The sequence below is a fragment of the Rhizobium sp. P2_G9 genome (assembly GCF_056403475.1).
Genome location: NZ_JBFUFK010000012.1, coordinates 135,849 through 147,700, shown reverse-complemented (window position 1 = coordinate 147,700; position 11,852 = coordinate 135,849). Strand labels below are relative to the sequence as shown.

The following is an 11,852-nucleotide window of genomic DNA, read 5'->3' as shown; positions in this document are numbered from 1 at the left end:
GATGGCATCATGTTCAGTCGAGGCGTGGAATCATTTCGTTCTTTGGAGTGAAGCATCGGCATATGAAAGGGGATCCATCCAATGGGCAGCGGCAACCGCCAAGCGCTACATGGGATCGGTTAACAATGACGGCCTCAACTCATTCTTGAGCCAGTCGTGGGACCTGGATCCCCAGGATGTCGTAGACGCTCTCCAAGCCATCGGTGCGCAGGCCGTTGCGAAGCAACTTGAATATGTACTTCTAAGACTTGGCGTGCGCCTGACGGTATCGTCACAGCAGGAAAGATGGGACGTTGTCGGGTTCTGCTGGAAGGACGAGCTTGATCCAATCGATTGTTTTTCAAACGAAGCGGACGTCGAGCTTATGTCTGCGTTGGAGGCACACGTCGCCAGCGAAGAAGATTTCTACATCGAATTGGGAGTCGGCCGGACACACATTGCCTATCGTTAAAGATGGACCTGCCGGTGATCGCCTCCGACATTTACCGCCTCGGCCTCTTCAGGCGTGTTCGCTGATGCTGCGGCTCGCCGCTCGCAGAATGACATCGACAAAGGCGTTGCCTGCCATGTCCAGCGTCCCGCTATTGTCGATCTCGATTGCTCGGCAATCCAGCGACCAAGCCTGCTCCTGGGAGCGCGCCAGCCGTTTGGAAATCGCCGCATCGTCCTCGCGCCCACGCGATTTCAGGCGCTGGGCGATGATGTCCGGCGTGGCGGTCACCGTCACCACGAGCAGGTTCGAATAGGCCTTCTGAAACTCGGGAAGAGCGGCGCGGGAGCCGTTGGCGATCAGCGTTTTGCCACTAGCAAGCTGGTCGCGGGTTTCGGCGGGAATGCCATAGTAGAGATCATGCGCTCCCCAGTGGACAGCAAATCGGCCGGCGTCGCGCATGGTTTCGAACTGCGCCTGCGTCACTGCATGGTGATCCTCGCTGCCAGCATCGGCATCACGGGTGATGAAGCGGCGTACGAAGCCGATATCGGCCTCATTGACCAAGTGCCGGCGGGCGAAATCGATCAGGCTGTCCTTGCCGGCGCCGCTTGGGCCGACGACGGCAATCATCGTACCCTGTAGGCGGTCGTCGCTCATATCACCCGCTGCCCTTCGCGCCAGACGGAACGGACCACCGGCACACCGCTCTTGCGGTCGATGCGGGCGAGGTCGGCGCGCAGACCTGGCGCGATGCGGCCGCGGTCGTTGAGGCTCACCGTCCGGGCCGGGGTCGAGGTGACCATGGCGATCGCCTTTTCCAGCGGCATGCCGGCATCGGCGAGCACGAAAGGCGCGTGGATCAGGCTGAGCGGCACGTAGTCCGACGACAGCACATCGAGAATACCGTGGTCGGCCAGATCCTTGGCGGTGATGTTGCCCGAATGCGACTTGCCGCGAACGATGTTGGGGGCGCCCATCAGCACGCTCATTCCTGCCTGGTGCGAAGCGCGCGCGGCTTCATGGCTGGTCGGGAATTCGGCAAGGCGGACGCCGTAGCCGATGGCTTCCTCGACATGCTCCACCGTGGCGTCGTCATGCGAGGCGACGGTGATGGCATGGCTGTTGCAGAAGGCAGCGATGATGTCGCGATGCTTCTTCGCGTGACGCTCGGAGGCTTCAAGGCGACGTGCGACGAATTCGGCGAACTGCTCGTCCGTCAGCCCGCGCTTGGTCTTGTAGTAGAAGGTATACTGATCCATCGTCTGGAACTGGCGCTGGCCTGGCGCATGGTCCATCATCGACACCAGCTTTACCTGCGGGTCATGCTCGAATGTCTCGAAATGGTCGATGACGTCGGATGACGAGACTTCGCAGCGCAGGTGGATCAGGTGCTCCGCCTTCAGGCGGTTTTCCGTCCGCGCCGTCATCAAAGCATCGGCCATGTCACGCATCTCGCCCGTCTCAAAGCCACCGTCTTCATCCGAGCCCATGCGCAGGCAATCGAAGACAGTGGTGATGCCCGAAGAGGCGACCTGGGCGTCATGTGCCTGGATCGCGGCGATCTTGTCCCAGCGGACGCCGGGGCGGGGCGAATAGTGGCTTTCGAGATGGTCGGTGTGCAGTTCGATCAGGCCCGGGATCAGATAGTCGCCTTCGAAATCCTCACCGATAGCCGAAAACCCTTCTGACAGTTCGGCGATCTTGCCATCGCGGATCACGACCGATCCGTTGAGGATCTTGTCGTCGAGGACGATGCGCGCATTTCTGAAGACGGTATCCTTGGACATTTCAGGCGGTCTTTCTTTGGATCAGCGGACGGAGGGGCGTGATCCTTTTCATGACAAAAGGACTTCCGCGTTCGGGTTCGATAAACAGGGCAAGGTGGGAAATGGCAAGCGGCCGGTCGAGGAAATCGGCGAAGAAGGCCTCGATCGCAGCGCGCATGGCCGTCTGGCGTTCAACCGGCACCTGGCCGGTCAGCGTCATGTGAAAGCGGAAATCCTCGAAAACGTAAGGATAGCCCCATTGCAGGAGATGATTGCGCTCGCTTTCGCTCAGCCGCTCCGGCCGGCGGCGGGCGATGTCGCCTTCCGAAAGTGCTGCGCGGAAGGGCTCGAAATGGGTCACGCTGGCATCGGCCAGCGCCTGCAATTCGTCACTTTCAGTGCCCGGAATCAGGGCAAAGAAGGCGCCGAGTTGGCCGAGCACGATCTTCGGGAGGTCGAACGCATCGATCTCTGCGGCAAAGTCGTCGAATGCGGCGAACAGGTCCGCCTCGCTGCGCCCAGGCGCCAACTCGATCGGCGCCTTCAGCGTCGCATGGAAGCCGTAGCGGCGCGGCTCGTCGGTCAGCGCCGCCAGTTCGGCGGCATCGAAGCCATCAGCGACAGGCTGGTCAAGCGGGCTGCCATCGAAGGCGTCCCGTCCCAGCCAAGTTGCAGCACGGATCGAAAGCGGATCATTCTCCGGGGGAGCAAAATAGAGTGCGTAGCGCATGACCTCTGTCGGACTCGGGTGTCGCGAGTCGACCCTGTTTAAGAAGCCGTTGCTCTATAGCCGCACTGTGACATTAACGTGAAGATGGGCCGATTAATCTCGACCGCAAAGCCGTCGACAAGGTGTCGAAAATATAGACGACGAGGAAGATCAGCAACACCATATAGGCGACATTTGCCCAGTTGGCATTGGTGCGCATCGCCTCCCAGAGTTTCAGACCGATACCACCGGCGCCGACGGCACCGATGATCGTCGCTTCGCGCACATTCGATTCCCACTGGTAGAGCGTCTGGCTGACCGTCACCGGCACGATCTGCGGCATGACGCCGAAGCGCTGCACTGCGATCGGCGAGGCGCCGACCGAGCGGATGCCCTCACGCGGCTTGTTGTCGATATTTTCCAGGCCTTCGGAATAGAGCTTGCCCAGCGTACCGGTCTCAGTGAGGAAGATCGCGCCCGAACCGGAGAGCGGGCCGGGGCCGAAGGCGCGGGTGAGGAACAGCGCCCAGATCAGCATGTCGACGGAACGCAGGAAGTCGAAGAAGCGCTTCAGCGCCGTGTTCAACGCGCGGTTCGGCGTGATGTTGCGGGCGGCGAGGAAAGCGAGCGGGAAGGCGAAGATCGCCCCCAGCAGGGTGCCGAGGAAGGCCATGATGATGGTCTCGAACATCTTGGTCCAGACATCGCCGTGCTGCCAGGCATTGTTGTTCCAGATGTTGTCCCAGGCCAGTGACAGGTTGGACTGGTCGGGGTCGATGCGGGGACCGGATACGATCAGGCTGATCACCTCGCCGGTGGATTTGCCGAAGAACGGCGATTGGGTGTCGAAGAGGAAATTCGCCCAGCCCCAGAAGCGCTTGCGTACCTTGACGCGGTCGACGTCAACACTCACGTCACCGGACAGGCCGAGGTCGACGAGAATGGTGTCGGGATAGACGGTGACGTAGTCCGGAACCGGGCCAACCAGTTTCGGACTGCCGCTGGTCACGTCGATACGCAGATCCTGTCCGTGGGTATGAACGGTCGTGCCAGCCTTGGTGATGGTGATGCCGCCGCTGATGTCGACATGGACAGTACCGTCGGGATTGTTCCTGACCCAGTCCGGATGCGGGTCACTGCCCAGCACCGAGAAACGCGAATATTTGGCCTGGATCGAGCCGTCGCTCCTGATGCGGAAATCCGGCTGGACGTCATAGCTGATCCATTGGATCATATAGATGCCGAAGCGTTCCCAATGCGCTTCTGAAACCAGCTTCGGCAGGTCGAAGAACCAGACGGCGTAAATCGCATAGATGAGCGTGCCGATGACGATCAGCAGACCGCCGAAGCGCTGGCGCGGCGAGCGGTAAAGCAGCTCCGGATAGCGCTGCTCGATTTCCTGCATGCGGATTGCGTCGAGAGTCGCCACGGCTGACCTCTTAGTGCTGGAGGAGGAAGGCATGCTCGCCGACGAGGCGGCGGCGGAGCCAGGCGGAGAACTGATCGACGGCCACGATGGTGATGAACAGCAGCAGCAGGAGCGCGATCGTCTTGGCGCCGAAACCGCGCGAGATGGAGAGCTTCAACTCTTCACCGATACCGCCGCCGCCGACCGCGCCGATGATGGTGGAGGCACGCACATTGATTTCCAGGCGCAGCAGCATGTAGGAGGTGAAGTTCGGCAGCACCTGAGGCAGGGCGGCGAAGCGCACGCGCTCCATCCAATTGGCGCCCACCGCCTTGATGCCTTCGTCCGGCTTCATGTCGATGTTTTCGACGACTTCATAGAAAAGCTTGCCGAGCGCGCCGATCGTGTGCAGGCCGACGGCGATGATCGCGGCGACCGGGCCGACCGAGAGGATCGCGGAAAACAGGCCGGCGATCACCAGTTCAGGGAAAGCGCGCAGGATTTCGCAGGTGCGCTTGGCAAACGTGCGCGGCAGGAAGGACGGCGTCATGTTGCGGGCGGCGAGGAAGGCGAGCGGCACAGCGAAGACGAAGCCGATGATCGTCGCGACGAGTGCGACGTTGATCGTGATGATCATCAGTTCGAAATATTCGGGGATATAAAAATCGCCCCAGACATAGACGCGCCCCTTGGCGAAGTTGAATTCCTCGCCACCGTTGTCATGGATGCTGGGCCTATCGAACAAAGCACGCCAGACGTCGTTCCAATCCTTGGGGATCAGCCATTCGAGAAAGTCGAACAGATGCGGCAGGCGCTCGAAGAAGTGACCGGCATTGGCCTCGTCGGCGAATTTTACCGAGCCGATGAAGCCGGCGACCAGGATCACCAGCCCAAGGATCGTGTAGAACCGGCGCCGGGCGACCATCTTGTCCCAGGCGCTGACGATTTCGCGGGTTTCGTCCTTCAATTGCCCATGCATATCGGCACGCAAAGGCGGTTGAGTATCGGCAATGGTCATGGACGTTCCGCCCGCTGGAGCATGTCTGCCGAAATTCGGTCCCGGTTAAGAGACAAGACATGCATAGAAACAAGAAGCCAAAGCTACGCTCTGCTCGTGGTCACGCGAAAAGGGCGGCTGTCTCCAGCCGCCCTTCCATTCCATGGTTCCGATCAGCCGCCGATGGCCTGCTTGCGGACGTCGACGATGGCATTGTAGAACTCGTGCTTGACCGGGACGTAGCCCTTGAAGTCGCCGCCTTCGATCGCGGTGAAGCAAGCATGGTCCTTGGCCGGCAGTGCGGTGAAGAAGGCAGCCAGCTTGGCCTGCCATTCCGCACCGAGTTCGTTGCGGACAACCAGCGGGCCGTTCGGGATCATCGGCGAACGCCAGACTTCAACCAGCTTGTTCGGGTCGACGGCGCCCTTTTCGACTTCCTTATGGAACGTGCCCGAGGTGAAGCCGTCCTTGAAATCGCCAATGCCCGAGGAATCGTCCACGGCAACGTCGACCTTGCCGTCATAAGCGGCGAGCAGGTTGTTCTCATGACCGCCGTTGAACTGGGTCTTGGCGAAGAACTTGTCGTTCGGCACGCCGGTGGTCTTCGGAATCTGCGTCAGGGGCACAAGGTAGCCCGAGGTCGAATCCGGATCGGCGTAACCCAGAACCTTGCCCTTGGCGTCCTTGATGTTCTTGATGCCGGAAGACTTGAGAGCGAGACCGATCGAATAGTAGCCGGTCGCACCGTCTTCCTGCTGCGTGGTCAGGATCGGGGTGACGGCCTTCGGATTCTTCAGGTAGACGTTGGCATAGCCGGACGCGCCGAGTTCGGCGAAGTCGAGCGTGCCGCCGAGCAGGCCCTGGATAACGCCGTCATAGTCGGCGGCCGGGAAGAGCGAAACCTTCTCGAAGCCGAATTCCTTTTTCAGGTGATCCTGAAGGCAGGCATAGTTGCGAAGACGGTCAGCTTCGTTCTCACCGCCGAGAATGCCGACGCGGAATTCCTTGATGTCTGCAGCATGCGCAGCGCCGGCGAGAGCGAACAGCGCCGTTGCGGCAAAGAGTGCTTTCTTCAACATGGGTTCTCTCCTGGTTGACCATTGTCAGGTCGTCTTGCTTATGAAGAAGTGCCCTTGACGCGGGCGGGCGATCGCAGCCAGCCTGTCAGTGGCCGGCGAGTACCAGCGGTTCAACGCCGGCAGATTTTTGTGCGGCATTCGCAATGTTGATCGCGGTCGAGGTCATCGTTTCGTCGATGCCGGCGCCATCCTTGTCGGTGCCGTAGATGGTCCTGACAGCCTCGGCGTTGAGGTCCTCGGGCCTGCCATCGAAGACGACGCGGCCCGCGGCCATGCCGATGATGCGCTCGCAATAAGCGCGGGCGGTGTCGAGCGTGTGCAGGTTGGTGACGACGATGATGCCTTCGCGCTCATTGATGTCGCGCAGCGCATCCATGACGATCTTGGCGTTCATGGGATCAAGCGAGGCGATTGGCTCGTCGGCGAGCAGCACCTTCGGCTCCTGCAACAGGGCACGGGCGATGGCAACGCGCTGCTGCTGGCCGCCCGACAACGTGCCGGCGGCCTGCAGCGCCGTCTGCTCGATGCCGRGGCGCTCCAGGGCGGCAATCGCCATGATGCGTTCTTCGCGGGTGAACATGCTCAACACGCTCGACATCGTCGAACGATGATTCAGCCGGCCGAGCATGACATTGGTCAGCACGTCGAGGCGCGGCACGAGGTTGAATTGCTGGAAAATCATGGCGCAATCACGCTGCCAATGGCGAAGGCTCGGGCCGCGCAGCTTGGTGACATCCTTGCCGGAGAAGGAGATCGAACCCGACGACGGATCGGCCAGCCGGTTGATCATGCGAAGCAGGGTGGACTTGCCGGCGCCGGAGCGGCCGATGATGCCGACCATCTGGCCGGCGGGGATATCGAGCGTTACGTTGTCGACGGCGATCTTGGCGCCGAACTGCCGCGTGACGTTCCTGAATTCGAACATCCCTGCCATTCCCTGTTATATCTATAAGTTAGGGGATGATCTAATGCCGCTAAATTACGGAGCCGTGTCAGTGCGATGACAGTTGGATGACAATCCACATTGGCGCAATGCGGTGAAATAAAAGGAAAATCCGCCGAAAGAACCGGCGGATTCACGACAAAGTTGCGCAGAGGCGGTCAGGCTGCCGCAACGATCCTTGCAGCGGGCTGGCGGATGCCTTCACCCTCGAGGATCGGAAGGACGCGGTCGCGGAAATAGGGAAATTCCTCGGCATAATCGACGAAGGACAGGGTCGTGCCGCCAAAGCCTGCTCTGTGCAGCGCGATCAGCCCTTCGGCCACCTGTTCCGGCGTGCCGACAAGCGGGAAACCGCCATGACCGGCGGCCATGCGGTCGCGGATCAGAGCCAGGAGATCATGCGGGAAGGACTGCGCATGGGCGAATTGCAGGCGCACGAGATTGTCGACCGCTTCCCAATCGGCATTGTCCTTGCCGAAATGCTGCAGATAGTCCTTCGCCTCCCTCTCCGTCGGCCGGCAAACGACATGCGAGAAGGTCAGCACACCGACATCGCGTCCGATATCCTTCGCCTGCTGCTTCAGTGCGGCGATCTCCTCAGACGAACGGGCGAGATCAATCGCCGGCGTGAACAGGAAATCGGCGTTGCGCACGGCAAAGGTGCGGCCTTGGCCTGACCCTGCGGCATTGAGGATCGGCGGCTTGCGGGCAGGGCGGGGATCGCCGAGCACATTCTTGAGCTTGAAGAATTCGCCGTGCCAGTCGAAGGCTTCGGTCCGTTCCCAAAGCGCGCGGACGATGGCGAACCATTCGTCGGCATAGGCGTAGCGATCTTCATGACCGGCGGGCAGCTCGAGACCCAGCGCCTCATATTCCGGCTGGTTCCAGCCGGCGACGATGTTGAGACCGATGCGGCTGTTGCTGATCTGGTCGATGGTCGCGAGTTGCTTGGCAACCACGACCGGATGGTTTGCCGCCACATGGATGGTAGCGAAGACGTTGAGGTCGCGCGTATGGGCCAGAAGTCCGGCGGCCCAGGTGACGGTCTCCAGCACACTGCCGTGGAAATTGGTCTCGCCGCCATAGCCGATCCAGCGGGCGATCGGCAGCATGAATTCGATGCCGGCATCATCCAGCATTTTTGCCAGGCGAAGATTGTTCTCCCAGGAATTGACCCAGCGCTTCGGCACTTTGGTGACCGACATGCCGCTGGAGCAGTTGGAGGCGAATGTGCCGAGCACGAACTGGTTCGGTGTGAACATGCTGTTCTGACTGGTCATTTTGTTCCCTCGAAATTATGATAGAATTTACAATAAAAAGTCTATCTTAAAATCGACTGTTGTCAACCAGCCAGACCGGCTAGGTTGAGACGATTGAGAAGGAGAAGTCTGGATGGCCGAGAAAGGCAAGACGAGCGGCAAAACAACGGAAGGGCTCGATCGGAGCTGGCATCTGGCGCGCACGCCGGTGGAAATCGATGTTGCCGAGATCGAATATGCGCTGATGCGCACCAACCAGGCGTTCGAGCGCTGGCAGACGGAATGCCTGGCATCAGTGATCGATTTCGCAGCGAGCGGCGAAGAAAATGCCATGCTGCACATCATCCGCATGAACGATCGCCCCAAGACGATCAAGGACCTGGCGCGGCTCGCCAATCGCGAGGACATTCCCAACATGCAGTACAGCCTGCGCAAGCTGATTTCCGCCGGCCTGGTGGCCCGAGAAGGCAGCGGCCGCTCCGGCGTCACCTATTCGGTGACGGAGCTTGGCCGAGAGGTCACCGACCGTTATGCCGAAGTGCGCGGCACGCTTTTGATTGACGCGATCTCATCGGTGCCGAACTTCCCGCAGCGGCTTGAAGAGGCGACGCGGACGCTCGAACTGCTGACCGGCATCTATGAGCAGGTGGCACGGGTGGCGGCGACACACCGGCGGACGTATAAATAGTGCGTAGATCGTTTTAGGCGCGGACTGTTTGCCGGCTGTCGAAGTCGGCGAGCGAGGATGGCGAACTCGGCCGGAACCATCTCGCCAGAAGTCCACGATTGGTCAGCTGCCGCATCGTCATCCCCGCTGCGGTTCCCCTGAGCAGCGCCACCTTGCTCAACGGCAATCGGGCAAGGCTGAAACCGATCCCATCCATGCGCGGATAGAAGAAGGACTTGAGCTGTTCGCAGCGGCGCAGGTCTGCCGTGATCGGCGAGAGCGCTTCGCGGTAGGCAGCGCCGGCGGACGTGGCGCGCCCGGTCTCTGCGGCATGGATCGCATCGGCAACCGCCAGGCCGGAACGGACCGCATTGTGCAGGCCTTCGCCGAACAAAGGCTCGACAAGACCGGCCGCATCGCCGGCAAGCAGGATGCGGTTCGAGCGCGGCAACCCGTTCGCACCGCCGAAGCCGAGCGGAAAGCCGACGATATGCTCGAGGTCATCGAGGCCGAGCCGGGCCTTGCAATAGGCGCGTAACAGGTCCTTGCTCAAATGGACCTGGGCGTCATGGGTATAGATCCCGACATTGACGTGATCACCCTTCGGGAACAGCCAGCCATAGCCGTTGTCGACATAGCCGAAGAAGAACTCCGCATCGGGCATGCGGCCGATTTTCGCGAGCGGCATCAGGCCTTCGATGGCGAAGCCTCGCTTGAACGGGATGCCGGCGATGGTCAGCCGCCTCACCGTGCTGTTGGCGCCATCGGCGCCGACGAGATATTTCGAACGGATCGTGCGGTTCCTGAAACGAAGCTCGACTGCGTCCACCTGCTCCTTGATCGCTTCCAGTCTACCGTCCACCTCGAAGTCGACGCCTGCCGCAATCATCTTCTCGACATTGAACGCGTCGAATTCTTCGCGGACGACGAAGGCGCAAATCGGATCGGCGCCAGCAAACATTTCGAGGCGCTCTCGCCGGTCGCTCTTCACGCCGATCGCAAAGCGGTCCGTGACACTGCGGATGATCGGGCCGACCGAATGGGGCAGGGCATTCAACGTCTTGACCGTCAGGCCGCCGGCACAAGGTTTTACCCGCGGGAAGGCGGCCTTGTCGACGACGAGCACCTTGATGCCAAATGACGCCAGCCGAATGGCCGCCATCGCGCCGGACGGGCCAGCGCCGATAACCGTGACGTCGAAATCTGTTTTGGCGCTCATGCGTTAGGCGACTTCCGAATTGGTTGCGCGCCCTGTTACATCGCTTTTACGCCGGCTTCCAGTTCGATTGTTACGGCCGGTCGGATGCCCGGCCGGCCAGTAACAATTGGTCTTATGCTGCCAGCTTCTTCAAATAAGCATCCGCTTCTTCCGGCACAGCGAACCACGGGAAGAAGTCAAGCGGGTTGTCAAAACCGTTGGCGATGCGTTTGGCCAAGGACGGATAGGCCTGTGCCGTGCCCATGATGGTAAGCACATGCGGCGGAGGCGGCTGCAGCAGGGCGTTGGTCCAGCCTGTCACATATTGCGCATAATTCCAGTAAGTGTCGAAGGTCGACTGCATGAAGGCGGCATCGTAGGGCCGATCGCCACGAGCGAGGATCGCATCCATATAAGTCTTGGCCGATTTGGAGGCATTGTTCGAACCTTGGCCGGTGATCGGATCGTTGAGTACAACGGCATCGGCCATGCCGAGCACAAGCGCGCCGGAAGGCAGTCTGCCGATCGGCTTGCGCACCGTCGGGGCAAAGGCGCCGGCGAGGATGCCGTTGTCGTCGGTCAGTGTGACGTTTCGGTTGCGATCAGCTTCCCAGGGCAGGAAGGTGCGCAGAATCCAGAGCGATTTCGCCAGATGTTCGTCAGGCGTCTTCACATCCTTCCAGCAGTCCATCGGACCGCCGGGGATGCCCTCGAACACCATGATGTCGCACGGGCCGTTCACCGTCAGCGCCGGGAAGACGAAATATTCGCCGACCGTCGGGATCAGGTTGAAGTTCACCGCCGAATGGTCCGAGCGCGGCAGCATGCCCTTGACATAGGTGAGCGCCAGCGCCCGCTGCGGCTTGTCGAACGGCGATTTCTCCGCATCGCGCTCGAAGAGTTTTGCTATGTCGCCCTTGCCGGCTGCTACGATGACCAGGTCGGAAGATTTCGCATAGTTTTCGAGATCGTCGATGCTGGCGTCGCGAATGGTGATCATGCCGCCGCGGCGTTCGAACTCCGTCATCCAGCGCGGGATTTTTACACGCTGGTCGACGCTCTGCGCCGGCCGGTCGAGCTTGCCGTTCCAGTCAATCGCCTTATTGCCGGAACCATCAGGGGCCGGGACGCAGAAATTGATCGAATCGACCGTCGGGCATTCCGCTTCCCAGAAATTCAGCCCGATGTCGCGCTCGTTCTGCAGCGACGCGCCGAACATGCATTGGCTCGACAGAACCTTGCCGGTCCTGACTTCGTCGGCCGTCCGGTTCTGGACGATCTCGACGTCATAGCCGTTGATGAGAAGGCCGCAGCCGAGCTGCAGGCCCGACTGGCCGCCGCCGACAATGGTGATCTTGCGCTTGCTCATGGTTTCGTTCCCTTGTTCTCGTTG

The 11,852-nt window shown here is 60.8% G+C and carries 12 protein-coding genes; 2 read left to right on the top strand and 10 right to left on the bottom strand.

The features are described from left to right. Position 1: 1 nt before the first annotated feature. Positions 2-451 (top strand): DMP19 family protein, encoded by a 450-nt coding sequence (locus AC1DYF_RS12395; protein WP_477877034.1) that lies wholly within the window; start codon positions 2-4, stop codon positions 449-451. 48 nt (positions 452-499) lie between these two features. Here the strand turns inward: AC1DYF_RS12395 and phnN are convergent, their stop codons facing one another. The 8 genes from phnN to AC1DYF_RS12355 form a co-directional block, all read right to left on the bottom strand. Next, a complete protein-coding gene (phnN, locus tag AC1DYF_RS12390; RefSeq protein ID WP_477877033.1) occupies positions 500-1,090 on the bottom strand; it encodes a phosphonate metabolism protein/1,5-bisphosphokinase (PRPP-forming) PhnN in 591 nt (196 codons plus the stop codon). Continuing rightward, positions 1,087-2,220, bottom strand: a complete 1,134-nt coding sequence (locus AC1DYF_RS12385) for an alpha-D-ribose 1-methylphosphonate 5-triphosphate diphosphatase (protein ID WP_477877032.1) — start codon at positions 2,218-2,220, stop codon at positions 1,087-1,089. The genes phnN and AC1DYF_RS12385 overlap by 4 nt, the downstream gene beginning before the upstream one ends. A gap of 1 nt (position 2,221) precedes the next feature. Beyond that, a complete protein-coding gene (locus AC1DYF_RS12380) occupies positions 2,222-2,929 on the bottom strand; it encodes a DUF1045 domain-containing protein (protein WP_477877031.1) in 708 nt (235 codons plus the stop codon). 73 nt (positions 2,930-3,002) lie between these two features. Continuing rightward, the gene (phnE, locus tag AC1DYF_RS12375) at positions 3,003-4,337 is read right to left on the bottom strand and encodes a phosphonate ABC transporter, permease protein PhnE (protein WP_477877030.1); all 1,335 of its coding nucleotides are present in this window, start codon (positions 4,335-4,337) and stop codon (positions 3,003-3,005) included. Between the two features lie 10 nt (positions 4,338-4,347). Beyond that, the gene (gene phnE, locus AC1DYF_RS12370; protein WP_477877029.1) at positions 4,348-5,334 is read right to left on the bottom strand and encodes a phosphonate ABC transporter, permease protein PhnE; all 987 of its coding nucleotides are present in this window, start codon (positions 5,332-5,334) and stop codon (positions 4,348-4,350) included. A 152-nt stretch (positions 5,335-5,486) separates the two neighbouring features. Continuing rightward, complete coding sequence (gene phnD / locus AC1DYF_RS12365; RefSeq protein ID WP_477877028.1) at positions 5,487-6,392, bottom strand: phosphonate ABC transporter substrate-binding protein; 906 nt, start codon at positions 6,390-6,392, stop codon at positions 5,487-5,489. Positions 6,393-6,477: 85 nt separating this feature from the next. Next, positions 6,478-7,317 (bottom strand): phosphonate ABC transporter ATP-binding protein, encoded by an 840-nt coding sequence (phnC, locus tag AC1DYF_RS12360; protein ID WP_477877027.1) that lies wholly within the window; start codon positions 7,315-7,317, stop codon positions 6,478-6,480. Between the two features lie 176 nt (positions 7,318-7,493). Further along, positions 7,494-8,615, bottom strand: a complete 1,122-nt coding sequence (locus AC1DYF_RS12355) for an LLM class flavin-dependent oxidoreductase (protein WP_477877026.1) — start codon at positions 8,613-8,615, stop codon at positions 7,494-7,496. Positions 8,616-8,727: 112 nt separating this feature from the next. Between AC1DYF_RS12355 and AC1DYF_RS12350 the strand changes: the two genes are divergently transcribed. Further along, positions 8,728-9,282, top strand: coding sequence for a winged helix DNA-binding protein (locus tag AC1DYF_RS12350; RefSeq protein WP_477877025.1), 555 nt, complete (start codon positions 8,728-8,730; stop codon positions 9,280-9,282). Between the two features lie 13 nt (positions 9,283-9,295). On the opposite strand, the gene AC1DYF_RS12345 is transcribed toward AC1DYF_RS12350, so the two are convergent. Beyond that, positions 9,296-10,480: an NAD(P)/FAD-dependent oxidoreductase gene (locus tag AC1DYF_RS12345; protein WP_477877024.1), complete on the bottom strand. Its 1,185-nt coding sequence runs from the start codon at positions 10,478-10,480 to the stop codon at positions 9,296-9,298. A 112-nt stretch (positions 10,481-10,592) separates the two neighbouring features. Beyond that, complete coding sequence (locus AC1DYF_RS12340) at positions 10,593-11,828, bottom strand: styrene monooxygenase/indole monooxygenase family protein (RefSeq protein ID WP_477877023.1); 1,236 nt, start codon at positions 11,826-11,828, stop codon at positions 10,593-10,595. Positions 11,829-11,852 lie beyond the last annotated feature (24 nt).

Bases quoted from the DNA above. Each gene is read 5' to 3' on its own strand.
- AC1DYF_RS12395 (WP_477877034.1), top strand. From the start codon at position 2: ATGGCATCATGTTCAGTCGAGGCGTGGAATCATTTCGTTCTTTGGAGT.
- AC1DYF_RS12340 (WP_477877023.1), bottom strand. From the start codon at position 11,828: ATGAGCAAGCGCAAGATCACCATTGTCGGCGGCGGCCAGTCGGGCCTG.
- AC1DYF_RS12380 (WP_477877031.1), bottom strand. From the start codon at position 2,929: ATGCGCTACGCACTCTATTTTGCTCCCCCGGAGAATGATCCGCTTTCG.
- phnD (WP_477877028.1), bottom strand. From the start codon at position 6,392: ATGTTGAAGAAAGCACTCTTTGCCGCAACGGCGCTGTTCGCTCTCGCC.
- phnN (WP_477877033.1), bottom strand. From the start codon at position 1,090: ATGAGCGACGACCGCCTACAGGGTACGATGATTGCCGTCGTCGGCCCA.
- phnE (WP_477877029.1), bottom strand. From the start codon at position 5,334: ATGACCATTGCCGATACTCAACCGCCTTTGCGTGCCGATATGCATGGG.
- AC1DYF_RS12355 (WP_477877026.1), bottom strand. From the start codon at position 8,615: ATGACCAGTCAGAACAGCATGTTCACACCGAACCAGTTCGTGCTCGGC.
- AC1DYF_RS12385 (WP_477877032.1), bottom strand. From the start codon at position 2,220: ATGTCCAAGGATACCGTCTTCAGAAATGCGCGCATCGTCCTCGACGAC.
- AC1DYF_RS12345 (WP_477877024.1), bottom strand. From the start codon at position 10,480: ATGAGCGCCAAAACAGATTTCGACGTCACGGTTATCGGCGCTGGCCCG.
- AC1DYF_RS12350 (WP_477877025.1), top strand. From the start codon at position 8,728: ATGGCCGAGAAAGGCAAGACGAGCGGCAAAACAACGGAAGGGCTCGAT.